A 25586-nucleotide genomic window follows, 5' to 3' on the forward strand; every position below is an offset into this window, starting at 1 on the left:
GCAAGCGCTTACTGCGATTTGCCGACCATGTAATCCACAGCCGCCATCACCTCTTCGTCCTTGAGCGTTGCAGCACCACCGCGAGCCGGCATCATGCCTTTCTCACCGGTGAAGCCCTCAAGTGCATGCTTGTGAAGGGTGTCGATACCCTGCGCAATTCGGGGCGCCCACTCGTCCTTGTTGCCCGGCATCGGCGCACCCGCCACTCCGGCCGCATGGCACAAGGCACAGGTCTTCTTGTACACACTCTCACCTGCAGCATTCACCGGGGCAGCGGGGGCCGGCGCCGGCTCGGGTGCTGCCGCAACCGGTGCGGGCGCGGGAGCAGCCGGTGCTGCCGTGCTGCCCGCAGAGCCGGAATCCTGTCCGCCACATGCGGCGAGCAACGCCGAAAGGGCTGCAGCCATGATCAATGTGTTTTTGTTCATCTGTTTTCTCCGTCAATTCCTGGGGGTTAAAGCGCCGGGTTCATGCCATCATTACCGGCAATGACTCCATGCTAGCGAACACGCCTCCAGATTGGATTGACTGCAATCAATTCCTGATTTTCGGGAAACGAATCACGCCTTCACTGCACCCGCAGGAAAAGACCGGCGCACCATTCGCACCGCAGGCCCGTGGCCGCTGGCTTCGATCCCGAAACCCAGACTGGCGGCGAATTCGAGCATGCGGACATTGGTGGCCAGAATCTGCCCGTACATCGTTCTCATCCCCCGGCCGCTGGCGTGCCGGATCAGCGCAGTCATCAGCCGGCGGCCGACCCCGGCGCCCTGCCAGGCGTCGGTCACCACGACGGCAAACTCGCAAGTCATGCCGTCGGGCTCGAGACAGTAGCGGGCGGCAGCAATCTCCACCGCCTCATCGCGAGGCTGCGCAAGCACGATGAATTCCGTGCATTCATGTGGATCCGGGTTGCACAGCCCCTGCAACTCTGCCTCTGCGAACTGGAAGTCCCCACGCCCGAAGCGGAAATAGCGTGCGCCGTATGACAGGCCGCGCAGAAAGGAGCGCGATCTGGCGATATCGTCCGGACATACCGGACGCAGCAACAACTGGCTGCCATCGCGGGCCGTCCAGATTTCTTTTAGATCGTGCCGGGCGATGTCGCCTGACACGCAGCACGACCCCGCGTCGGGGGCGACGAAAATGGGCAAGGCAGGCAGGCGGGGCTGGAAGGGCAACTCGATCGACATGGGCGCAAACCACCGGATTGGTCTGAGCGGACAGCTTGTCGGCCCCCATCCCGACGCAAAGCGCGGCTTTCGCCTGGAAGGATGAATCCGGTGCTGACGCTTGAATGCTCTACCCAAGCATCGCGCCTCAAGGTTGCGTCATCATTACAAGAGCATGACAACACCTCGACCAGGGTCCCGAGTCCACCGCTGCTGCTATCCTTGCGGCCTTTTCAAGCGCAGCCGGTCACCGGCTCCGCACCGATTCACCGACGCCGGAATCAGGCATGACTCCCGACTGCGAAGCGCCCGCTGCCCTTGCCGGACGCACCCTGTACGAACCGATTGCCGGACTGCTCGAACGCTGTTCCAGCACCATGCTGCCCGATGTTGGCGCGCTCGACGAGTTGCTGCAGCACACTGCCCCACACACACGCAGCGCCGGCGGCAAGCCCATCCGTTTCGTATCGCCGCCAGCCGTGCTGCCCGGCTACGAGGCGCATGTGTTCGATACCGGCGAGGTACCGACCCGGCCCAGTGACTGGCACGACTTTTTCAACGCACTGGCATGGTGTGCATGGCCGCGGACGAAAGCCTGCTTCAACGCCCTTCATGTCAGGGAAATACAGGCACGTATCGACGCCGGCCTGAGCGGGCGCGGACCGATGCGTGACACCCTTACACAGCTCGACGAATGCGGCATCGTGGTGGTGTCATCCAGCCCAGAGATTTCAGCCCTGCTCGCTGCCCATGCGTGGGAAGAAGCCTTCTGGGCGAAGCGGGCGCAGCTGATGGCGAGCACCCGCTTTCTCGTCATCGGCCATGGCATCTGGGACCAGCTTCGACACCCCTTCTTCGGGCTGTGCGCCAAGGCCATCTACCGCGTCGTCGGCCCCGAGTGGCTGGCGCTGCCGCCTCCCGTGGCGCAGGCCGAGTGCGACGCCTGGCTCGCGGCCCATGTGTCAGACCCGGCCACCGTCCTCACGCCGCGTGCGCTATTGCCGCTGCCACTGCTGGGCATCCCTGGCCTCACGCCGGACAGCGAATGCCGCGACTACTATCGCGACACCCGCCAGTTCCGACCGCGACGAACACACCAGGGCGACTCGACCTGAGGCGAGTCACCCGATGGCGATTCAGCCGCCCGAGCAGCCGCAGCCGTTGCCGCCACCGCAGCTGCCGGCAGCCGTGCCCGCGGCCGCAGCGCCCGCTGCGGCTTCACTCACCTGAACACTGAAATCGATGACGATGTTGCCCGGCTCACGCGCCACGTAGCTAATCCCCACCTGACGGCCATAGCGCTGCTGGATCTGATCGAGCAAAGGCAGGGGGTCATGGTCGTTCACGAAGCGCATGGTTTCACCGTCGGACAAAGCCTCGAGTGCGCCGAAAATGGCGGCATGACGAAAACGCTTGGCAACGCCACGCGCATCAAATGAATGAACAGCAGTATCGAACATCGTGGTCTCTTCCATCAGGATCTGGTCCGGACTTTCCTTGCGGCCGGCAACGCATCGACCCACATCGTGCCCATGCCTGCGACAACAATCCTTGAGGAAAAACAAGAAACGACCCACGTCCCGGGACCGGTTCGTCCACCACTTCTGCGCCGTTGCGTCCGACATCGCCGATCGACTGCTTTATACTTCGGCCCAACGCACACGGACGAAATACTTCCGACAGGCTGATAGCGCCGGGATACGGTCGCCACGGCTAACTTCCGCGACCGGGTGTCGCCGTCATGGCCGCACCCGACCGCCACCCCCGGAACTACTGCAATACATCGATTTACCGGCCTCGCGGCACCGTGCTGCCAACAGGCCACCCACCGGAGTTTCACCAGCATGATCACCCTCAAGAGCGTCACCCTGCGCCGCAGTGCCAAGGTGCTGCTCGACAATGCATCCGTCACCCTGAACCCGGGCGAGAAGGTCGGCCTGGTCGGGCGCAACGGCGCCGGCAAGTCCACCCTGTTCGCGCTGCTCAACGGCACCCTGCACGAAGACTCGGGCGACTTCAGCATTCCCGCACACTGGCGCATGGCGCAGGTGGCGCAGGACATGCCCGAAACCGACCAGTCCGCCACCGACTTCGTCATCGAGGGCGACGTCGCCCTGCTCGCTGCGCAGAAGGAAGTGACCGCTGCAGAAGCGGGGGACGATGGCGAACGCATGGCCTATGCCTACATGGCCCTGCATGACGCCGGCGCGCATGACGCCCAGGCCCGCGCGCAGGCGCTGATCCTCGGCCTCGGCTTCAAGACCACCGAACTGTGCAATCCGGTCAACAGCTTCTCCGGCGGCTGGCGCATGCGCCTGCAGCTGGCACGCGCGCTGATGTGCCCGTCCGACCTGCTGCTGCTCGACGAACCGACCAACCACCTCGACCTCGACGCGCTGGTGTGGCTCGAATCCTGGCTCAAGCGCTATGACGGCACCCTGGTGGTGATCAGCCATGACCGCGAGTTTCTGGACGCGATCACCAACGTCACGCTGCACATCGACAACAGCAAGCTCACGCGCTACGGCGGCAACTACAGCACCTTCGAAGACACCCGCGCGCAGCAGATGGAGCTGCAGCAGAACGCCTACGCCAAGCAGCAGGACAAGATCGCCCACCTGCAGAAGTTCATCCAGCGCTTCAAGGCCAAGGCGAGCAAGGCCAAGCAGGCACAGAGCCGGGTCAAGGCGCTCGACCGCATGGAGCGCCTGGCACCGGTGCTGGCCAGCGCCGACTTCACCTTCGAGTTCAAGGAGCCGGTCAGCCTGCCCAACCCGATGCTGACCATGGAGCACGCCTGCTTCGGCTACCCGCCCCCCGAGGACGCACCGGCCGGCACACCGCCCACCACCATCGTGCGCAATGTCAGCAAGTCGGTGATGGCGGGCCAGCGCATCGGCATTCTCGGCGCCAACGGTCAGGGCAAGTCGACCGTGGTCAAGACCGTTGCCCGCGCGCTCAAGGCCACCGCCGGCGAGATCACCGAAGGCAAGGGCCTCAACATCGGCTACTTTGCGCAGCAGGAACTCGACGTGCTGCGTCCGCAGGACAATCCGCTCGAACACATGGTGCGCATGGCCCGCGAAGGCTTGCCTGCCGGCCAGAGTGGGCGCGAGCAGGATCTGCGCAACTTCCTCGGCACCTTCAACTTCAGCGGCGACATGGTCAAGCAGGCCGTCGGCACCATGAGCGGTGGCGAGAAGGCCCGCCTGGTGCTGTGCATGCTGGTGTGGCAGCGCCCCAACCTGCTGCTGCTCGACGAGCCGACCAACCACCTCGACCTCGCCACCCGCGAGGCGCTGGCAATGGCGCTCAACGAGTTCGAAGGCACGGTGATGCTGGTCAGCCACGACCGCTCGCTGCTGCGCTCGGTATGTGACGAATTCTGGCTGGTCTCGCACGGCGGCATCGAGCCCTTCGACGGCGACCTCGACGACTATCAGCGCTACCTGCTCGACGAAGCCAAGCGCGCCCGCGAAGCACTGAAGGAGTCGCTGAAGACCCCGGCGAAAGAAGCCGCGCCGGTCGCAGCGCCGGTCAAGGCGGCCGCTAAGCCAAGCCCGGAGGCGGTCAAGGTGCTCAGGCGCGATCTGGGCAAGGTCGAACAGCACATTCTCGAACTGCAGACGAAGAAGCATGCGCTTGAAGCACGCCTGGCTGCGCCGCTACCGCCCCAGGAAATCGGCGAGATCGGTATCGAGGTGCAGAAGCTGACCGAAGAGCTCGACGCCCAGGAGGAAATCTGGCTCGACCTTTCCACCCGGATCGAAGAAGCCTCCTGAGTTTTCGGCGACGCGCGCGGCAAACGACTCAGCTTGCCGCGCGCACTGCATTCGAAAGCGTTTCGATCGCGGCCATCGGTGCCGCCGAGCGCAGACGGATCATGCCGGTGGGCACGTGCGCGAACTCCTCGGGCAGGGTCTCGATCACCAGGTCCGGGAAATGCGCCGACTGCTCAACGACTCGTCGCGGCATCAGCGTCCACCCCAGGCCGACTGCAACACAGCCGAGGATGCCCTCCAGCGTGCCGAACTCCATCGCATCCGCCATCGCACTGCCGGATGCACGCTGCCACGAGAGCGCACGCGTCCGGTAGGCACAGCCCTCGCGAAAGATGATCAGCGGCTGGCTGACCGGGTTGGTGCCGGACGCACTGACCTGCACCAGCTCTTCCACCACCACTTCGTCGAAGTGTAGGTCGGCATGCATGACCGGCCCCGCAACAAAGGCGCAATCAAGTTTGTGGTCGACCACCATTTCGGTCAGTGCCGCACTGGTCTGCGTCTGCACCCTTAGTTCAAGCCCCGGGTGGGCTGCCCGCACCGCTCTCAGCGCGGACGGCAGGTGCAGGGCGGCAAAGGTCTCCATCGAACCGACGCGCAGTTCGCCGGTGCTCTCCCCCACCAGACGCACGGCGGCGCTGGTCTGGCGTTCGAGCTGAAGCATCTGGCGTGCGTAATCGAGCAACACCCGCCCCGATGGCGCCAGCTCCATGCCGCGCCCCTTGCGAAAGAACAACTCCGCACCAAGCTCCTGTTCCAGACGCTGAATGCGGTTGGTGACGTTGGACTGCACGGTGTTTAGCTTGCGTGAGGCGGCCAGAATTCCGCCCTCTTCGACCACCGCCTGAAACGTGCGTAGCGCCACGAGCTCCATGCCAATATCTCCAATACAGAACACTCAGTTCTAAACAAATCATTTGCGCAGATAGATTACGCTGTTTATGGTTACGCCACAAAGAACCATGGATGCATACCGTGAGCGATCAGAGACAACGCCTCCAAGTACTCAGCGCCGGCATTTTCAGCCTCATTCTCGTACTGGGGGTTGCCCGCTTTTCCTATACGCCGCTACTGCCGCTGATGCAGCAACAGGCCGGACTCGGCATTGCCGAGGCTGGCTGGCTCGCGGCCATCAACTATGCCGGCTACCTGAGTGGCGCGATCATCGCCTCGCTGATCAGCGACCTGGTGCTCAAGGACAAGCTGTACCGCGTCGGCATGGTGGTCGCGATTGTCAGTACGGCACTGATGGGAATGAGCACCGATGTCACGGTGTGGGCTGTGTCGCGCTTCTTTGCCGGGCTGAGCAGTGCAGCAGGCATGCTGCTTGGCACCGGCCTCATCCTTAACTGGCTGATCCGCCACAATCATCGCAGCGAACTCGGCATCCACTTCGCCGGCATCGGCATTGGCATCGCCGGCTGCGCGCTTGCAGTGGCCCTGATGAGCCAATGGCTCGACTGGCGCGAGCAATGGTTCGCCTTTACCGTCATCGGCTGTCTGTTGCTGTACCCGGCGCTGCGCTGGTTGCCGCCGCCGGATAGCAGCGGCCTCACCAAAACCGGTCAAAAACTGGTGGACAAGCCCCCCAGCGCACTCTTCATGCGCATCTTCATGGCAGCCTATTTCTGCGCCGGCGTGGGCTACGTGGTCAGCGCCACCTTCATCGTCGCCATCGTCGATCGACTCCCCGGCCTCGGAGGCCAGGGTACGCTGGTATTCATGGCCATCGGCATCGCGGCAACACCGGCCTGCTTCAACTGGGACCTGATCGCCCGTCGCACGGGCGATCTCAATGCGCTGATTCTGGCTGCCGTGCTGCAGATCGTCGGCATCCTGCTCCCGGTCGTGGTCGGCGGGCTCGTTGCCACCGTCTTCGGCGCGCTGCTGTTCGGCGGCACCTTCATCGGCATGGTCAGCCTGGTGCTGACCATGGCCGGCCGCTACTATCCGACGCGCCCCGCCAAGATGATGGGCAAGATGACACTATCCTACGGCGTGGCACAGATCATCGGACCCGCCGCAACCGGATGGCTCGCGACGCAACTCGGCAGCTACAACGCCGGCCTCTACATGGCTGCAGCGGTGATGCTCGTCGGCACGGCACTGCTGATGATTCTCAAGGTCGTCGAAAAGCGCGACGCTGCCGCCGCACTCGATGTAGCGCGCTACGCACAGACCTGACCGTATTTTCCCCGGGAGGCTTCATGCATCAGGTCAAGGCACTCATCTTCGACGTCTTCGGCACACTGGTCGACTGGCGCGCGACTACAAGCCCAAGCCGGTCGTCTACCTTGCCGCGGCCGGGGCCTTCGACCTCGAACCGGGCGAAACGATGATGGTGGCAGCCCACACGTCAGACCTCGCAGCCGCTGCCGCAGCGGGCTTGCGAACCGCCTTCATCGCGCGCCCGGACGAATACGGGCCGGGCATGGGCGAGACGACCGCGGGCACGACAGTGGATGTCTCCTGCGCCAGCCTGCTCGAACTGGCCGCAGCGCTCGAAGCCTAGTCGCCCTGATCGCTGGCACGGCCACGAAGATCCAGCGCAGGCTGCTTCATGCTCGCGGCAAGCTGCTCGAGCTGCGTCGTGGCCGCAACACCCAGCATCTGACCAAAACTCCCAAGCAGGACCGAAGGCGCCGCACTCGCCGCCCGCATGAGCCTGAGCTGGACCGGGACGGTGGGCGAGAGCCGGACCAGGCGCACGCGCGCCGGGTCCTGCGTGGCGGCCGTGAATCCATCGACAAAGGCATAGGCCAGGCCCTTTTCCACCAGCGCGCCGGCAAGCACGTAGGTCTGGACGCGAAACGCCTCCCGCACCTGCCAGCCGGCAGCATCGAGCAGCGCTGACAGGGCTTCGCCCAGCGGCGTCGCATCCGAGAGCGTGACGCAGGGTCGCGACTGCAACCACAGAAAGCCATCTGCCGCGCGCGGGCCCTCCAGCCAGGCCCGCGGCACCGCCAGCATGATTTCAGTTTCGCACAGCACCGATGCGCTGATTGCGACATGCGCCGGCGGCTCGAGCGCGATGCCGGCGTCGATCTCGAGCGCCAGCAGATGCTCCTCGATATCGCGGGTATGGATCGCCCACAGATCGCACTGCACGTCGGGGTGATGCGCACTCAAGGCACACAGGGTATCGGGCAGCAGCTGTGAGGCCAGCGAAGGGGTTGCCGCCACGCGCAACAGGCCCGACGCACCGCGCCGAAGATTGGCAGCCAGTGTGTCGATGCGTTCGATTTCGGCATAGGCACGCTTGACCTGAACCAGCAGCGCCTCGGCCTCGGGCGCAGGCGAGAGGCGTCCACCTGCGCGCTCGAAAAGCGCGAACCCGAGCGTTGCCTCGGCATGCCGAAGCACGCGCGACACGACGGGTTGCGACACGTGCAGCATGCGCGCCGCGCCGCTGACCGAGCCGCTGAGCATGACCGCCCGGAACACTTCGATATGTCGCAAGCGCACGACCTATGCTCCAAAGACATGGGATACACAATCATCCGCAATCGTCTCGCGTCCTGCAAGACGTACATTCACAAGCGGATTCGGGATGAACATCCCGGCAATGTGAAATCGCGGCGATGCTGCACACACATGAGCATGAGGACATGGATATCACAATCGTAGGCTGCGGCATCGTCGGCCTGGCCAGCGCATGGTTTCTGCGCGCAGACGGACATCAGGTCACCGTGGTCGATGCATGCGAGCGCGTCGGCCAGGGTGCAAGCCATGCCAACGGTGGCCAGCTTTCCTACCGCTACGTCGCCCCGCTCGCCGAACCGGGTGTGCTGGCGAAGATCCCCGGGTGGATGCTGCGCAGCGACGCCCCAATACGCTTCAAGCCCGCTTTCGACAGCCGGCAATGGGCATGGATCGCGCAGTTCCTGCGTGCATGCAACGGCCGCGATCAGGCCGCCTCGATCGCCAGTCTGCTGCCACTTTCGCTCTACAGCAGACGCCTGATGGATGACCTGCGCAAGACGCCAGACTTCGACTTCGCCTGGCGTCGCAACGGCAAGCTGGTGCTCCACCGTGACCCGGCCAGCTTCGCCGCCGCGCGCCGCCTGCTGGCATCGAGCCCCGGCGCCGACGGCGAGCAGTTTGCACTGGACGTACGCAGCTGCCTCGACGTCGAACCGGCGCTCGAGCGCATGGCGCCACACCTCGCCGGCGGCATCCACACCCCGAGTGAGGAAGTGGGCGACTGCCTTGCACTGTGCGAGGCACTGGAAAAGGGACTGCGCCAAGGCCCCGGCGCGGTGACCTTCCGCATGGCAGAGCGGGTCGAACGCATCGAACTGGCCGCTGGTCGCTATCACGCACTGCAGACCGACCGGGGACGCATCCGGGGCGACGCCTGCGTGGTCGCAAACGGGGTGGATGCAGCGAGCCTGCTGCACAGCGTCGGGGTCGGCGTGCCGATCTATCCGCTGAAGGGCTACAGCATCAGCGCCCCCCTTGTGGCGCCACGTAAGGCACCGGAAATCAGCATCACCGACTTTCAGCGCAAAGTCGTCTACGCCCGGATTGGAGATCAGCTCCGGGTTGCAGGCATGGCCGACATCGTGGGGCACGACCGCAGCATCAAGCCCGCCAGAATCGACATGCTGAAGCGTGAGACCGCTGAGAACTTCGGCACGGCAGCCGATCTGCCCCAAGCGCGGGAATGGTGCGGCCTGCGTCCCACCACGCCCACCGGCAGACCCATCATCGGCGCATCGAAAGTGCCCGGCGTATGGCTCAACCTCGGCCAGGGCGCCCTCGGCTTTACCCTGGCCGCAGGGTCGGCCCGGGTGCTGGCCGACCGCATGGGCGGGGGCACCCCGGCCATCCCCGATGCGGCTTTTGCGCCGTCTGCCTGAGTGCGGTGAACCCGCTTATGGAAGGTCGCGCCGTGCGGCGTACAATCGCCCCGCCCGCGCCAGCCAGCGCCTCACCCAGGATTCCTTGTGCCCAACGACAAGCCGCTGTTTCAGCTCCACGCCGAAATCGACACCCGCGTGCAAGCCATCCGCGCAGAACGTACAGACTGGCTGTGCGGCAAGGGCTGTGACAGCTGCTGCCGGCGACTGGCCGACATCCCCAGGCTGACGGCGGCGGAATGGGCTTTGCTGCAGAGGGGACTGAAGCAGATGACGGCCGCTCGGCTCGAAGACATCAACCGGAAAGTCGCCGCACTGGCCAGCACGGACACCCGCCCCGTCGTCTGCCCCCTGCTTGACGAGGCCACCGGCGCCTGCCCGGTCTATGCGCAGCGCCCGGTGGCCTGTCGTACCTACGGCTTCTATGTACAGCGCGAACTCGGGCTCTATTGCAGCGACATCGAATTACAGGTGACCGAGGGCATGCTGAGCGATGTCGTGTGGGGTAACCACGACGCGATCGATCAACAGCTCTCCGGGCTGGGCGATGGCAGGCCGCTGACGGAGTGGTGGCTCGACGAAACGAACAGGAAACCTCGCTCACCGGAAGCCTGAAAGGACCGCCCGGCAACGGCTGCTGCCGGGCGCAAAACGCCGCCCGCATGGCGGCCTCCTGCGCATGTTTTCATGTGCGACAATGCCGCATGAACAGACAGGATGATCGATCGAGGCCCCGACACCGGCACCCGGCCCCGGCCCTGCTTTTCGCCCCGATCACGGCGGCAGCCCGCGACAGCGGCCTGACCGCACAACCCAATCGTGTTCTGAAGTGATGCTGTCAGCGGACTTCGAAAACAGACTGAAGCAGGAGGCAGCCCCCCTCCTCACGGGCCTTGTCAGCAACGAGCTGAGCGGTGTCTATGTCATCCAGGACGACCGCTTCATCTTCGTCAATCAGCGTCTGGCAGACCTGTTCGGCTACACACCCGAGGCCTTGTGCGCCGGCATGGGGCCGACGCAACTGATCGCCCCTGCCTATCAACCCCTTGCCAAGCGCGAGATCGACCGTCGCCTGTCGGGCGAAGTCAAATCGAGCTTCTTCGGCTTTGAAGGCGTACGCAGCGACGGCAGCAGGCTCGACGTCGAGGTCTTCGGCGTTGCCACCACTTTCTCGGGAAAGCCTGCGATCATCGGCATCCTGCTCGACGTCTCCGAGCGCTGCAGGGCAGAGCGCGCGGTGGCCGATCAACTGCGCTTCATCGAGCAACTGGTCGACACCATCCCGAGCCCGGTCTTCTTCAAGGATGAATCCGGACGCTACATGGGCTGCAATTCGGCGTTCGAGGGCTACGTCGGGCTGACCCGCGATGCGCTCATCGGGCGCTCGGTCTACGACATTGCGCCACGCGACCTGGCCGACCGGTATTTTGCAGCCGACAAGGCCCTGCTCGATCAGGGTGGCACACAGACCTATGAAACGAGCGTCGTCTACGCAGACGGCACCCGGCACGAGGTGATGCTCTACAAGGCGACCTTCAATAATGCACGCGGCGAACTGGGCGGACTGGTGGGTGTTCTGCTGGATATCTCGGAACGCAAACGCATGGAACAAGCGGTCTGGCACGAGGCAAACTACGACGCCCTGACCGGCCTTCCCAACCGGCGCCTGTTCCAGGACCGGCTGCGCGAAGAGGTCAAACGCAGTCAGCGCGGCGGCGGTCGGTTCGCACAATTGTTCATTGATCTCGACCGCTTCAAGGAGGTCAACGACACCCTTGGCCACGATCTCGGCGACATGCTTCTGATCGAGGCCGCCGCCCGCATCAGCAAGGTTGTGCGTGCCAGCGATACCGTATCGCGCCTTGGCGGAGACGAATTCGTGGTGATCGCGCCCTGCATCACGGACAAGGACACGGCCGGCACCATTGCCCAGCACATCATCGAGCAGATGCAGATGCCGTTCGATCTCGATGGCAAGCTGGCCTATGTATCGGCCAGCATCGGCATTGCCTTCTACCCCGACGACAGCACCGAAATGGACACCTTGCTCGGTTACGCAGACCAGGCCATGTACGCCGCCAAGGCCCAAGGCAGAAACAGCTTCTGCTACTTCGCGCAGCCGATGCAGATCAGTGCGATGCAGCGCCTCCAGACCGGTAACGACTTGCGCCGCGCGGTGAAGGCCGGACAACTCGTCCTGCACTTTCAGCCCATCGTCGACCTGTCCGACAACCGTATCGTCAAGGCGGAAGCCCTGGTGCGCTGGCAGCATCCGGTTCGGGGCCTGATCGGACCCGATGAATTCATTCCGGTCGCCGAGGACATCGGGGTCATCTCCGAGATCGGCCACTGGGTGTTCGAACGCGCGATGCAGATGGCAGGCCGCTGGCATGCACTGCGTGGGCCGAAGACAGACGCAGACACCGCCGAAGCCGGCATCCAGATCAGCGTCAACATGTCTCCGCGCCAGTTCATGAGCGGCAGCAGCGCAGGCTGGATTGAGCACCTGCGACAACACGGTTTGCCCGCAAGCGTCCTGGCCGTCGAGATCACCGAAGGCCTCCTGCTCGACACCCGCCCGGTCGTGATCGAAGCCCTGATGACCTTCCGCAGCGCCGGCGTGCAGGTGAGCATCGACGACTTCGGCACCGGCTACTCGGCAATGTCCTACCTCAAGAAATTCGATATCGACTACCTCAAGATCGATCGCTCCTTCGTCCGCGACCTCACCACCGACGCCTCCGACCTCGCCATCGCCGAGGCGATGATCGTGATGGCGCACAAACTCGGCATGAAGGTGGTCGCCGAGGGGGTCGAAACCGCTGCACAGCGCGACCTCCTGCGCTGCGCGGGATGCGACTACGCGCAGGGCTACCTGTTCTCGAGGCCAATTGACGAGGAAGCATTTGCACGCCTGCTTGAAACGTCCAGCCTCATTGCGAGCCAGGCAGCATGAAGGCCGAACCGCGTTTTAATCCAGTCGGTTTTGAGCCGACGGCCGAGCAGCGTGCAATCCAGACCCACAGCGCGCGCTACATCATTGCCATGGCCAATGCCGGCGCGGCCAAGACCACCACACTCGCGCTGCGCATCGCCGAATCCGTCAAGCGTGGCGTATCGCCCGATCACATCGTGGCCCTGTGCTTTTCTGCTGAAGCGGCAAGGGTGCTCAAGACACGCCTGGTCGAGATCGGTCTCGACGACAGACTGGCGCGCCGCGTGCGCTGCACGACCTTCGACGAGTTCGCGCTTCAGGTGCTGCGCGATCACGAGGGGCGGGAAACACCCTTTCTGCCCAGTTTCGAAGACGTCGCACCGCATGTGCGCAGTGCCGTGACCGAAGTCCAGCGCATCAACGCCGCACGGCGCAACCCGCGCGAGCTCTGGCTGCCCGAACACAACGCCCCCATCGCCGACTTTCTGAAGATCGTCCGCCAGATGAAGGCGCAACAGGTCTCGCCCGAGATCGACGATGACGACAGTGTCGCCTCGCGGGCCGAGGCGCTCAACGTGCCGGAAGGCCTGTTCGCGCTCTTCCGTCAGCTGGAGAAGGCCCGTGCCGGCGATGGCGACGGCTGCGCCTGGCGCACCGAATTCGACGCCACCTACGATCTGGCCATGCTGCTCACGCAAGGCAACGTGCCGGTCAGCCTGCCGGGCTATCGCGTGGTCATCGCCGACGAACTGCAGGACATGAACCCCGCCACCCTCACCTGTCTCGAGCACCTGATCGAGCATGGTCGCGCCTGGTTCACCGGTGCGGGCGACTTCGATCAGGTCATCCACCGCTGGGCAGGCGCGGACGCCAGCTTCCTGAGCGCGCGGCTGGGCGCAAACTGGAGCGGCGTAAAGCGTCTGCCGCTCACCATCACTTTCCGCCACGGTCCGGCAATGGCCGTCGCCACGCATTTCCTGAAGAGCAAGCCCGTCGAATCCGGCCGCGACCACGACGCACGGCTGCGGCTGGTGCGCTGCGCCGACAGCGAGGACGAAGCCGGCAAACTGGTTTCAGCCCTGCTCGACTGGCAGCAACGCAGCAAGCGACTGGACGCCTGCGCCGTCATTCTGCGCGCCCCGCATCAGTCGATCGCGATCGAGAACGCCTTGTTGCGCGCGGGCCTGGGCTGGCGGCTGGAAGGACTGCAGAGCTACCTGCTGCGCTCCGAGATCCTCATGCTGCGCGGCGTGATCGCCTTCGCGCTGGAAGACTACGAATCCATTCCGGGCGTGGACAAGCGCTTCCAGGTTCTGCAGGCGCTCGAACTGTGGCAGGAACTCTCATGGGGTGACCGCCGCGTGGAGGACCTGAAAACCGCCGCCGCCCAGCCCGAACTTTTCGACGCCTTCCTCAAGGGGCGGCTGCTACGCCCCCAGACCGTCGCCGACAAGGCGGCAGCCGAACTTTCGGACGAAGCAGAAACCCGCGCCGCGCACCGTCTGCTCGACAACATCACGCGCCTGCGCGGCGAAAGCCGGCATGACGAAGCCAACGCCCTGCTCCGTCAGCAGCAAGAAGACAGCGAAACCGTCGACGAAGCCCCCGCACAACGCAACGCCCGCCTGCGCCTGACACGCGCCCTGGCCGCACTGCGAGACGGCCCCGAAGACGAGCCCGCGCACCTCGCTCTGGGTCGGGCAGTCGCAGCGCTCGATTTGCGCGGCGTGGCCAAACGTCTCTTCATCGATCCCGGCACCGCCGACATGGTCGCCAGATCGGTAGACGGCTTCGTCGATGCTGCACGCAGCATCAACCAGCCCTTGCGTGAATTTGCACAATGGCTGCGCGCCGCCGAGGAAAAATCGGCAGAACTGCGCAAGCGCAAGACCGTGCTGCTGTGCACGGTCGAAGCCGCAAAAGGACAGGAGTTCGACGCCGTCATGCTGCCCGGCCTGGCCGACGGAAACTTCCCGCTGGCCGGCTGGGACCGCACCGAAGAGCACAACCGCTTCTATGTGGCGGTCACCCGGATGCGCGACGAGCTCACACTGTTCGCGCCAGCGGCCGAAGCACGACTCAGCCCCTTCGTGAGTGCGATGAAACTCGACACCGCGATCACCCGCGGCCGCACCCTGCTCGACGCCCGGCTTACCGGGCGCGATGCGCCAGACTTCTAAGGCAGGCCCGCAGGCGCTTGCTGCAGAATCTGCAAGCTCTGCCTCAACTGTTCGGCGAAGGCTTCTGTCATCTGCGACCTTGGCGTATGCGCAGGAAAGAGGATCCCGACCCGGAGCGGCACAACCGGCCTGAACGGCTTGAATACGATCTGCTTCGCGCACGCGAAGGACGCGTAACTCGCGACCGTGATCGGGTCCATGAGGCAGATCCCCAGGCCGCGCTCGACAAAGCGCAACGCCGGAATGAAGAAACGCGTGCGCACGCGCACGCTCAGCTGGCAGCCCGCTGCGTCAAACGCCCGGCTCAACGAGTGGACGGTGGCATGGTCGGGATAGAGCGTGATCATGGGTTCGCCGTCGAGCAACTGTGGCGTGAGAACCGGCTCGCTTGCCAACGCATGGCCTGCCGGTACTGCACAGACGCACTCCAGATCGAAGATCTCGGCCTCGATCGATGGCAGGGGTCCGGTGATCTCCGCAAGGGCCACGTCGTACTGGGCGGAGGCGGTCCATTCCTTGATGCCGTCGGACGTGCGTGTCTGCATGGACACCTGCACTTTCGGGTGTTCGTCCAGAAAGTCAGCAATCAGGTCCGGCATGAACGAGTACGAGGGGCCAGGCATGCAACCGATACGCAAGAACCCGTACTGCTTGTTCTGTATGTCCTTGATCGTCTGCGATACGTCGTGGATCCTCGAGAAAATTCCCTCGATCTCCGAGTAGAGGTAGTTAGCCTCAGGCGTCGGGTAGAGACGTTTCTTGCGCCGCTCGAAGAGCTGAAAGCCGATCTCTGCCTCGAGCGCAGCGATCATCATGCTCACCGCCGGTTGCGTCTTGAACAGCCGTGTGGCCGCCTCTGACACCGATCCCGTAAGCATCACAGCCCGGAAAGCTTCCATCTGTCGAAGGTTCATACGGCAATAATATCAGCCAATCTGATCAACTCTTCAGGATTTAAGATTTGTTCTTATGCGAAAACTTGACCAATATCAAAAAAACGCAACAGATTTGTTACACCAGGCAACAGTTTCAAGAGTGCAGCAAACGACAGTCAAGGTCTCCAGGCCCCAACTCGCAGCCCCGGCAAGTGAAGCAATCAGTCCTCATACAACGACAAGACCGACCACTCCCCGACAGGAATGACTCATGGACAGACGAAAAATTGATGTCGCGCTCTCAAGCGTACTGATCATCGCCTCAATAGTGATCCTGACTAACGACTCGCTGGTAGAGGGCGGCGTCGAAACCGAACTCGGCTCCATGCTCCTTCCCCGAATCGTCGCCACGCTCATCACCGTTTTCGCCGCGATGATTGGCATCCCGTCGCTGTTCAGGCTCCTGAGTGGTGCCCCGCAGGGCGAGACGGAGCGGATAGATACCAAGGGTTTTCTCGGCATCGCGGCCTATGTAGCCATCCTGGTGTCGTACTGGTACGCCATGCCGCATCTCGGATTCATCCTGACCACCTCACTTGCGATGTTCAGCATTGCCATCTTGCTCGAAGGCCGGCAATGGCTGGCAATGGCGGCGGTCTCGATCGTCACGCCGTTGGTGGTGTTCTACACCAGCAGCCATTTGCTGCGCGTGTTTCTTCCCACCTGGTCCCTCACCTGAAAGGCCGACGAGCATGCTAGAAGTCCTGAACAATTTCCTCGCCGGCATGAACACCATCATGGCCGTCGGCCCGATTGCGGGAATCATCGCCGGCGTCTGCGTGGGCATCGTCTTCGGCGCCATTCCCGGCATCTCGGCCATCATGGCGATTGCGATCATTCTCCCGCTGACCTTTTACGTCGATCCAGTCATCGGCATCACGATGCTCCTCGCGGTCTATAAGGCGGGCATCTACGGCGGCTCAATCTCTGCCATCCTGATCAATACCCCGGGCGCAGCGGCATCCTTTCTCACAGCGCAGGACGGAAACGCGCTCACCAAGGCAGGCAAAGCCGGCAAGGCGCTGGGCATGGCCCTCTACGCATCGGTGACCGGCGAGGCACTTGCCACGCTGGTGCTCATCTTCGTGGCAGCACCGATCTCCGTCATTGCGCTGCAGGCCGGGCCGATTGAAAAGGTCTTCCTGCTCATCTTCGCCTTCACTGTGGTCGGTTCGATGACTGGCGAATCGGTGCCTCGCGGCCTGCTCTCCTGCTGCATCGGCATGCTGTTTGCGATGGTCGGCATGTCATCGATCACAGGCGCAACCCGCTTTACCTTCGGCATTCCCGAATTGATGAGCGGGTTCACCTTCCTGCCCCTGCTGATCGGCGTACTGGTCATGCCTGAGGTCATCGAAGCGGTCAAGAATCGCAAGACGCCGCACCATGATCTGGTACTGAGCAAGTCGAAGAATCCGGACGACAACCGCGTTACCTGGCCGGAATTCCGCTCGGTCTTCGGCACTATTATCAAGTCCTCAGGCATCGGCACCGTGATCGGCGCACTCCCCGGACTGGGCTCGAGCGCCGCAGCCTTCCTCGCCTACGGAGAAGCCAAACGCACGTCAAAGAATCCGGAAACGTTTGGCAAGGGCTCCCTGCACGGCATCGCCGCCGCCGAGTCGTCGAACAACGCAGTGTGCGGCTCCAGCATGATTCCCATGCTCACCCTGAGCATCCCGGGGGACGACGTCACTGCACTGCTGATGGGCGCTTTCCTCATCCACGGCATCACCCCTGGGCCGACCATCTTCTATGAACACACTGACGTCATCTACGCCATCTTTGCCGGCTTTCTGATCACCGATGTGTTCCTTCTGCTGATCGCCCGGGCCGGATTCGGTTTCTGGACCAAGGTCGCTTCAATCCAGCGCTATTTCGTCTTTCCCTGCGTCACCGTGTTTGCCATTGCCGGCGCCTTCACGACCAACCAGGACTTGTATGACGTCCTGATTCTGATCTGCTTCACCGTGATCGGCTATGGCATGCGTCTGGGCGGGCTGAATGCTGCGGCCTTCATCATCGGTTTCATCCTCACGCCACTGCTCGAACAGAACCTCGACCAGTCGATTGCCATCATCGGAACCGACTACGGGATGATCCTTGCCTCTCCCTACGCCTGGGTCTTCACCGCGCTGTCAGTCTTCTCGGTCTTCTCGGCAGTGCGCGCGAAGAAAAAGGAGAAGGCCATGCTGGCCATGGCGAGAAGCGCGAGTGAGCAACCCGCCTGAAGGCATCGCCAGCAATCACACGCTTTCAATCACTTAATGGAAATTCGCCACCGGAGATAACGAAGCCATCGTTTGCAACAAGAAGCATGCCCTCGAAATGCAATGAACACCTGATTCACCCGTGAGATTCAGTTTTCGTCGTAAATCAAAACAGATCACCCTAACAGGAGCATTGAGATGAACAAGATTGCAAAGTCGCTGTTGAGCATCACTGCAGCAATGGCCCTGACCGTCGGCGCCACCGCCGCTCAGGCTGAGTTCCCCGAGAAACCGGTCAACGTCATCGTGCCCTGGGGCGCGGGTGGTGACTCCGACCTGACGACCCGCCTTTGGGCGGATGCAATGGAGGGCGCACTTGGCGCGCCGGTCGTGGTGATCAACAAGGCGGGTGGCGGTGGCGTGATCGGCACCACCTTTGTGGCAAGCAGCAAGGCCGACGGTTACACCCTGGTGAACGCCGGTCTGAGCAACGTTCTGGTGACCCCGAACTTCAGCAAGACGCCCTACGATTTCTCCAGTTTCGAGCCCGTCGTCAAGCTGTCGTCGGTCCCGCTGGGAATCCTGGTACCCGCCGACAGCCCGTACAAGACCTTTGACGATTTCATTGCTGCCGCAAAAGCCGGCCGACTGACTCAAGGCTCCTGGGGTGCTGCCTCGTCCGGCACGGTGCTCGCCAGCATCATTGCCGACCAGGCGGGCTACGACGTGAAGTACGTCCACGGCAACACGACGGCAGAGTCCATGGTCGCGCTCATCGGCGGCCATATTGATTCCGCCGTTTCGTTCCCGCCGGCATTTGCACCTCACGTCAAATCCGGCCGCGCAAGGCTTCTGGTGCTGAACAAGAAGATGGCTGAGTACCCCAACGTCCCCACCTTTGCCGATTACGGCATCAAGGGCAGCTTTGAAGGGTGGTCCGGTGTTTTCGCCCCCAAGGGCACCCCGCCGGAAGTCATTCAGAAGCTCGTGACGGCGAGTGCCAAGGTCATGGAAGACCCGAAGGTTCACAAGGCTTTTGAAAACATGGGCGCAAACATCGACTTCCGTCACGGCGAAAGCTGGACCAAGGACATGCTGACGACCTACGACATCATGAAAAACGCAGCCGCAAAGATGAAGCAGTAATCAACATCCCTGCGCGAATCCGGCCCCCGGTGAATGCCCAGCCTGGGATCAGGCCGTCGCCGGATGAGCACAGCTGCGTTGGAAATCCGGTGGGTGCGCCAGCGCGCACCCACCGGGCAGCAAGACCTCGCGCACGGCATCAGCGCAACGAATTCATTTTGACGCGACGCCCCACCCTGGTGCTTTCACGTCAAAGGAGACTTTAAGTGAAACGATATCAAACACTGGCGAACACCTCCTCAAATGCGTCTTGTGCGCTCACGGCCGGCAGCATGCCGCAGGGATCGGGAAGCGAAGGGAGCGTGAAATGACAATCGAACGTCACCGCTCCAATCACCGCATGAGCCAGGTCGTCGCCAGCGGCCCGATGGTTTTTCTTGCAGGACAGGTCGCGCAGGACGCCTCCGCCGACGTCGCCGGTCAGACCAGCCAGATTCTCTCGCAGATAGAAGCCTTGCTGGCGCTAGCGGGAACCACCAAGTCAAATCTGCTATCGGTCACGATCTGGCTCACCGACATGCGGGAATTCCAGGCCATGAATGCCATTTGGGACGCCTGGATTGACGGTTCGAACCCGCCCGCCCGCGCCTGCGTGGAGGCGCGCCTGGCACGCCCGGAACTGAAGGTCGAGATTCAGGCGACTGCCTTGCGTCCGCATGATGAGAACGCGCGATGACGCAACCCGGAAATATTGCGGTTATTGGTGCAGGCATCGTTGGTCTGTCGACCGCTTTGTGGCTCCAGAAGATGGGCTCCAAAGTGACGCTTATCGATCGCAACGAGCCCGGCTTGGGCGCATCCTTTGGCAATGCCGGCCTGTTCGCCGACTATGGTCGCCTCCCGATTGCCAGCTATGCGCAGCTTCGCAAGATCCCGGGCATGCTCCTCGACAAAACCAGCCCTTTGTCCTTGCAGGCGCGGTATGCAAGACATCTGATGCCCTACGGATGGCACTTCATCAAGGCCTGCACGCCCGAGAAGTATCGCCAGGGGCGCGATGCACTGACCAGCCTGCAGCAAACCGCGCCTGCAGCGGATGAAGCCCTGCTGAGTGAAACGGGCGCAGCAAAGCTCGTTCGCCACGACGGCTGCCTTGCCCTGTTTTCCACAAGGGAAGGCTTCGAGGCTGCATTGGCCGGACACCTGCGAGAGCGCGAGGAACAGGGCGTGAAGGTGCAGGTCATGTCGGCTGAAGCGGTGCAGGAGCTCGAACCCGACCTCAGCCACTTTCATGCTGGCGGCGTACTCTATCCGGAAACCCGGTTTACGGTGAGCCCGGTCGAGCTGAGCAGGCTGTATGCGCGCCATTTCGCAGCCCAGGGCGGCAAGCTGCTACTCGATGAAGTGACGACCGTTTCCGACGCCGACGGCAAGTGCCGCGTGAACACCGCGCAGGGCTCATGCACCTTCGACAGCGTCGTCATCTGCGCCGGCGTTGCGGGCGCGAGACTCGCGCAACAACTCGGCGTGAAAATCCCGCTGGTCAGCGAACGCGGTTATCACCTGGTGCTGGAAGCCGACAAGTGGCGTCTGAATCGGCCAGTCGGCTGGCTGGACTACGCTGTGTTCATGACGCCGATGGAAGGCGGCATCCGAATTGCCGGCATGGCGGAATTCGCCGATCCGGACGCACCGCAAGGTGAGAGGCAACCCGAGATCATGCTCGACGTCGCAGCAAGAATGATGGGGCAGAAGCCCACGGTGAAATCGACCTGGGTTGGAAGCAGACCATCGACCCCCGACTCGCTGCCCGTCATCGGTCGCGTGCCGAGGCACCCGAACTTCATGCTGGCGTTCGGCCATGGTCATCTCGGCCTGACGCTCGCGGCCACCACTGGCAAACTGGTCGCTGAAGCCATCCAGGGCCGGCAGCAGGATTCACTGCTGGCCCCCTTCTCGCCCTCCAGGTTCCACTGACGTCCCGTTTCTGCTTACCCGTAAAGGCTCGAGAACTTCATGATTTTGCAAGGTGGTTTCAACTACTACGGCATCCCGCTCGGCGTCATCTCGCTTGAGTCCTTTTTCCCCAAGCCCGAAGGCCATATCAAGTACGCCGCGAGTTTCGACTTTCCGGTTCTCTACAAAACGGTCAAGGGGGCAACCGTCGACCGCCTGATCCGGGAACGCGACCCTGCACTGCTCGAACCCTTCATCGAGGCGGCTCGCGAACTGGAGCGCGAAGGCGTGCGTGCCATTACGGGCAGCTGCGGCTTCCTCGCGCTTCACCAGCGTGAGATCGCGGATGCGGTCAGGGTGCCGGTCTTCATGTCCAGCCTGATCCAGGTGCCGCTGGTATCGCGAATGCTTGGTAGTGGCGCAAAGGTCGGCGTCGTTGTCGCCAACAGCAACGCGCTCTCGATCGATCATCTGCGTGGCGCAGGCATTGCCGACGAGCCACTGGTAATCGCCGGCATGCAGGAGCAGCCGCAGTTTGCCGACGTGATCCTCCACGGCCGCCACAATGATCTGGACATGGATGTGTTCGCCGACGAACTGTGCACGGTGGTTGAGCGCATGCTGGCAGCGAATCCAAACGTCGGCGCGCTGGTTCTCGAGTGCACCGACCTGTCGCACTTCGCCCCGGCCTTGCACCAGCGCTTCGGCCTTCCGGTGTTTGACCTGACAAGCCTCACCCGGATGGTCGCGGGGGCGGTACAGCGCACTCGCGCTTGAGCGCTACCGGGCCTGAACGAGATCAACAATCCAGACCGCGCGGCGGCAGAGAGCACAAAGCACGCTCAGGGCTGCCCGATCAGCGCCTCCATGAAACGGCCCTTGGCCTGACGTCGGGATTTCCTGCTCGAGCCATTCGCTCTAAACTGCGCGGCACGACCACCACACTGATCAATACAAATGCCGATAGCCCCCGCCCCATGAAATGCGTGAATGAGGCGTGGACGGCCCACGGCCGTGAGCTTCTCCGCTTCGTCAGCGGTCGCGTTACCAATGCCGACGAAGCGCGGGACCTTGTGCAGGAAGTCTTCCTGCGGGCCATGCTGCATGACCGTGGCCTGTGCAGCATCGGCAACCCCAGGGCCTGGCTCTTCCACGTCGCGCGCAACCTGCTCATCGACCGCTACCGGTTGACCAAGGAGCAGATCCCGCTCGACGACGCCGACTACCCCGCACCCGAGAACTCGGACCAGCCGGTCGAGGCGCTCTCCGCCTGCCTGCCGCGCGCACTCGCCGAACTGGCGCCTGAAGATCGCGAAGCGCTGACCCTGTGCGACATCGAGGGCCTGTCCCAGCAGGCCTACGCCGAGCGCCTCGGGCTCACGCTCCCTGCCGCCAAGTCGCGCATTCTGCGCGCCCGGAAAAGACTCAAAACCCGGCTCGTCACCGCCTGCCAGGTCCGCTTCGACGAGGCAGGCCAAGTCTGCTGCTTCGTGCCCCGCTCGCCGCTCGAAAAGTAAGGTTCCATTGGGCGATCTGCCACCCGCCAGTCCGGCGAGCTCACGCTCAAACGATTTTCCAGTTTTTGTCGAATTTCGCTCGCGGACATATGAGTCAGCCCTCGCCATGGTCAGGCAGCAACACGATCATGCCGAGCAATCGATTTCAGTCGCCCGCGAGGCCAATAATTCGATTCGGGTTATTCCGGCGCACGACCAGTCGTCAATTCATTGAGATTGATAGAGAAGTTCCCGCCTTTGATCTCCATCAATAATATCTGGCACTTCCCATAGAAAGAATCGCCAGCAGCCCCTGTAGCCCCGCAAAAATCAATCACATTATTATTTATATTCATATATTTAAGACAAATCAACCACAGACTCCATTGCTCGCAATAAATGTCTTATGAATACACCCCGAGATTGCACGAAGCAATACTGTGGCGAGCCACTTCACATGAATACAGGGCCATGAAAGCGCAAACCACCCACCCTGAGGAAAATTCATTCTTCTCTGAAGCAAACGTGTGTCGGCATTTTTTACACTCTTCATGGAATGATGAGCGACGTTTTGAATTTGTCGTTTGTAAACATATTTATATATAAATCGGCCTAAATCATGCTTCTCCTAATTGCAAACATGTAAAAAGGGGAAAGTGATGAAGATCAAAAATACAATTTCGGCCTTGATCGGCGCACTGTGCTTCGCCGCCCTGCCGCACACTGCGAATGCAGCGTTGATTGGTTTTGTGTTCGATGTATCGGGCAATACAAACTCGCCTACGCTTACATTGAAAAACACATCCGACTCGGCTTCGATTACGGGCCTTACCTTTTCAATCGGCGACACGAGCAGGAACTTCCACGTTTCCGGCTACAGCAGCCAGCCCCCGACAACCTCTTTTGGCTCTGTCTCGATGACATTCAACTCAATCGGCACGCGCCTCGACGTGCTCGACATGAGCTTCAGTGGATTCGGTCCAGGGGCGATTTACCAGACACTTGTCGATGTCGACAGGGACAATAGCAACACGTCTGAAAATTATCGTAGCGTGTTCTTCGGAAACGGTGACGCCACCGCCAACGCCCTGCTGACCGTCTTGTTTTCGTCCAATGAGACGCTGACTGCGGGATTTCCAGAAAGTCCGGGCACGCTTCCAGGCTCGAGCGATACCTACCGTCTGGTGGCTAGCGCCGGAGCGAGTTCCAATGGCAACTCGGTTCCTGAACCGTCAACGCTGTTGTTGGCGGGTCTGGCCCTCACTGCGCTTGCGGCAAGAAAGCGCAGTCTGATGTAACAGAAATCGGGGAGAGGGCTTTCCGGAGTCCCTTTCCCCTGTTTTCTGATCAGGGCCTCAACCCGGCACATGAACAGAGACGCCGCCCCTGTTCGGCGCCGTCCGGCAGATCGCCCGGAACCAATTGGTCAGCAAGCGACGAGAGCCTGGAGATCCGGGTGGCTGCCTGTACGCACCTCACCGAGTCCACCAACAGCGTTCTGCGCCCCCTTTGATTCCCAGGCAGCGACGGGCGCTAGAACCATTTCAGGCGGCGCATCACCAGGACCTGCAGGAACACCAGCACCAGCAGGAAGGCGCTGAGCGCGGCAAACGCCCAGGGCGCGTCATGGGCGCCAGGCAGTCCATCCACGTTGACGCCGAGCAAGCCGGTGATGAAACCCAGCGGCAGCATGATGGTGGCGACGATGGCAAGCATGTACATGTTCTTGTTCATCGACTCGGCCACACGGTTGGCCACCTCATCCTGGATCACCGCGGCCCGCTCGCGGATGGCGTCGAGGTCTTCGACGTAGCGCATGGTGCGGTCCGAAATTTCGCGCAACTGCGCCTTGTGCCGCTCGTGCAACCAGTCGACGGGTTCACCCAGGATACGCGACAGGGCCTCGCGCTGCGGCGCCAGGTAGCGCCGCAGGCTGATGGCCTGGCGCCGCAGCGAAGCGAGCCGGGTCCGCACATCCTCGCGCTCCCCCGTAACCACCTGCTCCTCCAGATCGTCGGCTGCCTCGTCGAGTTGCTCGATGACGGGCGACATGCGATTGACCAGCAGGCCCGCAACCTCCACCAGAAAATCCCCGGTATCGCGCGGCCCTTTGCCCCGGGTGATGTGTTCGCGGATGTCGTCGATGGCCATCAACCGGCGTCGGCGGGAAGTCACGATGCGCCCGGGTTCGAGCCAGATGCGCAGCGACACCATGTCGTCGGGATCCGCACCGGGATTGAGGTTGACACCCCGCAGGTTCACCAGCAGATTGCCGTCCATGGCCAGCGCACGCGGCCGGGTTTCCTCGGCCAGCAGGTTGTCGGCCACCAGCGCATCCAGCCCGCTGCCCTCATGCAGCCAGGACCGGGTCGCTTCGGCCGAGCGGTTGAAGTGCATCCACAGCAGACCGTCACCAGGCCGCCAGGCGCGCACACCGTCCCAGTCGACGGCCTGCCAGCGGCCGTCTGGCCATTGCAGGTAGGCGCACACCAGTCCGTCTTCGTCGTTGCTCTCGTTGATTCCCACGGCATTTTCCTGATCATTGCCCCGAACGGGCACCATACATTGACCACAGCATAGGGGCCAGGTCCGACCTCGCGCTACGTCCCCGTCCGGATCGCTGCAGTTGATGCCGCATGGCATTCGGATCAAAGGACGCAGGGATCAAAGGGGGTCAGAGTCGTTTGATTTCTGAACAGTCCGGCAACCTCGGCTTTTTGATCGAAACCGGTGGCCTGATCCTGTTCAGCACCACCTGCACCCGGTATGCAGGCGTGCGCCGGAGAGGGAAGCGCCATTAAACGTGCTCCGACGCGGCCTGATGGTGGCACGCGCAGCAAACTTCAGCTTGAGCCATGCCAGCCCCTGGGCCAGAATGGGCTCACCCAATCCTTTGTCCGGCATCAACTTGGCATTTCTATTGAGAGTCATCCACGATGGACAGGACTCAGCGGAATCAGGCAGGCCCTACC

At 62.6% G+C, this 25586-nt stretch carries 23 protein-coding genes; 16 read left to right on the plus strand and 7 right to left on the minus strand.

Features of this window, described 5'->3' with window-relative positions:
- Positions 1-8: 8 nt before the first annotated feature.
- Together CEW87_RS02445 and CEW87_RS02450 are read right to left on the minus strand one after the other, a co-directional pair.
- Positions 9-428, minus strand: a complete 420-nt coding sequence (locus CEW87_RS02445) for a c-type cytochrome (RefSeq protein WP_108971307.1) — start codon at positions 426-428, stop codon at positions 9-11.
- Positions 429-560: 132 nt separating this feature from the next.
- Positions 561-1193 carry a GNAT family N-acetyltransferase gene (locus tag CEW87_RS02450; RefSeq protein WP_108971308.1) on the minus strand — a complete coding sequence of 211 codons (633 nt, stop codon included), beginning with the start codon at positions 1191-1193 and terminating at the stop codon, positions 561-563.
- Positions 1194-1459: 266 nt separating this feature from the next.
- Between CEW87_RS02450 and CEW87_RS02455 the strand changes: the two genes are divergently transcribed.
- Entirely contained in the window at positions 1460-2287 is an 828-nt protein-coding gene (locus CEW87_RS02455; protein WP_108971309.1) for a DUF3025 domain-containing protein, read from the plus strand.
- A gap of 21 nt (positions 2288-2308) precedes the next feature.
- Here the strand turns inward: CEW87_RS02455 and CEW87_RS02460 are convergent, their stop codons facing one another.
- Complete coding sequence (locus CEW87_RS02460; protein ID WP_108976878.1) at positions 2309-2647, minus strand: DUF2249 domain-containing protein; 339 nt, start codon at positions 2645-2647, stop codon at positions 2309-2311.
- Positions 2648-3016: 369 nt separating this feature from the next.
- Here CEW87_RS02460 and CEW87_RS02465 point away from each other — a divergent pair, with 369 nt between their 5' ends.
- Positions 3017-4954 (plus strand): ABC-F family ATP-binding cassette domain-containing protein, encoded by a 1938-nt coding sequence (locus CEW87_RS02465; protein ID WP_108971310.1) that lies wholly within the window; start codon positions 3017-3019, stop codon positions 4952-4954.
- A gap of 28 nt (positions 4955-4982) precedes the next feature.
- On the opposite strand, the gene CEW87_RS02470 is transcribed toward CEW87_RS02465, so the two are convergent.
- Positions 4983-5828 (minus strand): LysR family transcriptional regulator, encoded by an 846-nt coding sequence (locus CEW87_RS02470; protein WP_108971311.1) that lies wholly within the window; start codon positions 5826-5828, stop codon positions 4983-4985.
- A 101-nt stretch (positions 5829-5929) separates the two neighbouring features.
- On the opposite strand from CEW87_RS02470, the gene CEW87_RS02475 reads away from it, so the two are divergent.
- Both CEW87_RS02475 and CEW87_RS02480 read left to right on the plus strand, forming a co-directional pair.
- Positions 5930-7138 carry a YbfB/YjiJ family MFS transporter gene (locus CEW87_RS02475; RefSeq protein WP_108976880.1) on the plus strand — a complete coding sequence of 403 codons (1209 nt, stop codon included), beginning with the start codon at positions 5930-5932 and terminating at the stop codon, positions 7136-7138.
- 73 nt (positions 7139-7211) lie between these two features.
- Positions 7212-7466, plus strand: a complete 255-nt coding sequence (locus CEW87_RS02480; protein WP_234421779.1) for an HAD hydrolase-like protein — start codon at positions 7212-7214, stop codon at positions 7464-7466.
- Here the strand turns inward: CEW87_RS02480 and CEW87_RS02485 are convergent.
- A complete protein-coding gene (locus CEW87_RS02485) occupies positions 7463-8419 on the minus strand; it encodes a LysR family transcriptional regulator (protein WP_108971313.1) in 957 nt (318 codons plus the stop codon). The two genes, CEW87_RS02480 and CEW87_RS02485, sit on opposite strands and share 4 nt — an antisense overlap.
- Before the next feature lie 143 nt (positions 8420-8562).
- Here CEW87_RS02485 and CEW87_RS02490 point away from each other — a divergent pair, with 143 nt between their 5' ends.
- The 4 genes from CEW87_RS02490 to CEW87_RS02505 all read left to right on the plus strand — a co-directional run bounded on the left by CEW87_RS02490 (position 8563) and on the right by CEW87_RS02505 (position 14931).
- Positions 8563-9816, plus strand: coding sequence for a D-amino acid dehydrogenase (locus CEW87_RS02490; protein ID WP_108971314.1), 1254 nt, complete (start codon positions 8563-8565; stop codon positions 9814-9816).
- Positions 9817-9903: 87 nt separating this feature from the next.
- Positions 9904-10431, plus strand: coding sequence for a YkgJ family cysteine cluster protein (locus tag CEW87_RS02495; RefSeq protein WP_108971315.1), 528 nt, complete (start codon positions 9904-9906; stop codon positions 10429-10431).
- 217 nt (positions 10432-10648) lie between these two features.
- Entirely contained in the window at positions 10649-12772 is a 2124-nt protein-coding gene (locus CEW87_RS02500) for a putative bifunctional diguanylate cyclase/phosphodiesterase (protein ID WP_108971316.1), read from the plus strand.
- Positions 12769-14931 (plus strand): UvrD-helicase domain-containing protein, encoded by a 2163-nt coding sequence (locus CEW87_RS02505; protein WP_108971317.1) that lies wholly within the window; start codon positions 12769-12771, stop codon positions 14929-14931. Before CEW87_RS02500 ends, CEW87_RS02505 begins: the two co-directional genes overlap by 4 nt.
- Here CEW87_RS02505 and CEW87_RS02510 read toward each other — a convergent pair.
- A complete protein-coding gene (locus CEW87_RS02510) occupies positions 14928-15845 on the minus strand; it encodes a LysR substrate-binding domain-containing protein (RefSeq protein WP_108971318.1) in 918 nt (305 codons plus the stop codon). The genes CEW87_RS02505 and CEW87_RS02510 overlap by 4 nt on opposite strands.
- A gap of 232 nt (positions 15846-16077) precedes the next feature.
- Between CEW87_RS02510 and CEW87_RS02515 the strand changes: the two genes are divergently transcribed.
- The 8 genes from CEW87_RS02515 (at position 16078) to CEW87_RS02550 (ending at position 23912) form a co-directional block, all read left to right on the plus strand.
- Entirely contained in the window at positions 16078-16545 is a 468-nt protein-coding gene (locus CEW87_RS02515; protein WP_108971319.1) for a tripartite tricarboxylate transporter TctB family protein, read from the plus strand.
- Positions 16546-16558: 13 nt separating this feature from the next.
- Positions 16559-18097, plus strand: a complete 1539-nt coding sequence (locus CEW87_RS02520) for a tripartite tricarboxylate transporter permease (RefSeq protein WP_108971320.1) — start codon at positions 16559-16561, stop codon at positions 18095-18097.
- 177 nt (positions 18098-18274) lie between these two features.
- On the plus strand, positions 18275-19222 hold the full coding sequence (locus tag CEW87_RS02525; protein ID WP_108971321.1) for a Bug family tripartite tricarboxylate transporter substrate binding protein: 948 nt from the start codon (positions 18275-18277) through the stop codon (positions 19220-19222).
- Between the two features lie 307 nt (positions 19223-19529).
- Positions 19530-19898, plus strand: a complete 369-nt coding sequence (locus tag CEW87_RS02530) for a RidA family protein (protein ID WP_108971322.1) — start codon at positions 19530-19532, stop codon at positions 19896-19898.
- Complete coding sequence (locus tag CEW87_RS02535; protein WP_108971323.1) at positions 19895-21139, plus strand: NAD(P)/FAD-dependent oxidoreductase; 1245 nt, start codon at positions 19895-19897, stop codon at positions 21137-21139. The genes CEW87_RS02530 and CEW87_RS02535 overlap by 4 nt, the downstream gene beginning before the upstream one ends.
- Positions 21140-21178: 39 nt before the next feature.
- Complete coding sequence (locus CEW87_RS02540) at positions 21179-21895, plus strand: aspartate/glutamate racemase family protein (protein WP_108971324.1); 717 nt, start codon at positions 21179-21181, stop codon at positions 21893-21895.
- 200 nt (positions 21896-22095) lie between these two features.
- Entirely contained in the window at positions 22096-22635 is a 540-nt protein-coding gene (sigZ, locus tag CEW87_RS02545) for an RNA polymerase sigma factor SigZ (RefSeq protein ID WP_108971325.1), read from the plus strand.
- Positions 22636-23273: 638 nt separating this feature from the next.
- Positions 23274-23912 carry a PEP-CTERM sorting domain-containing protein gene (locus CEW87_RS02550; protein WP_108971326.1) on the plus strand — a complete coding sequence of 213 codons (639 nt, stop codon included), beginning with the start codon at positions 23274-23276 and terminating at the stop codon, positions 23910-23912.
- A gap of 235 nt (positions 23913-24147) precedes the next feature.
- Here the strand turns inward: CEW87_RS02550 and CEW87_RS02555 are convergent, their stop codons facing one another.
- Positions 24148-25140 (minus strand): zinc transporter ZntB, encoded by a 993-nt coding sequence (locus tag CEW87_RS02555; RefSeq protein ID WP_199917104.1) that lies wholly within the window; start codon positions 25138-25140, stop codon positions 24148-24150.
- Between the last annotated feature and the right edge of the window lie 446 nt (positions 25141-25586).

Source organism: Parazoarcus communis (assembly GCF_003111665.1).
Lineage (GTDB): Bacteria > Pseudomonadota > Gammaproteobacteria > Burkholderiales > Rhodocyclaceae > Parazoarcus > Parazoarcus communis_B.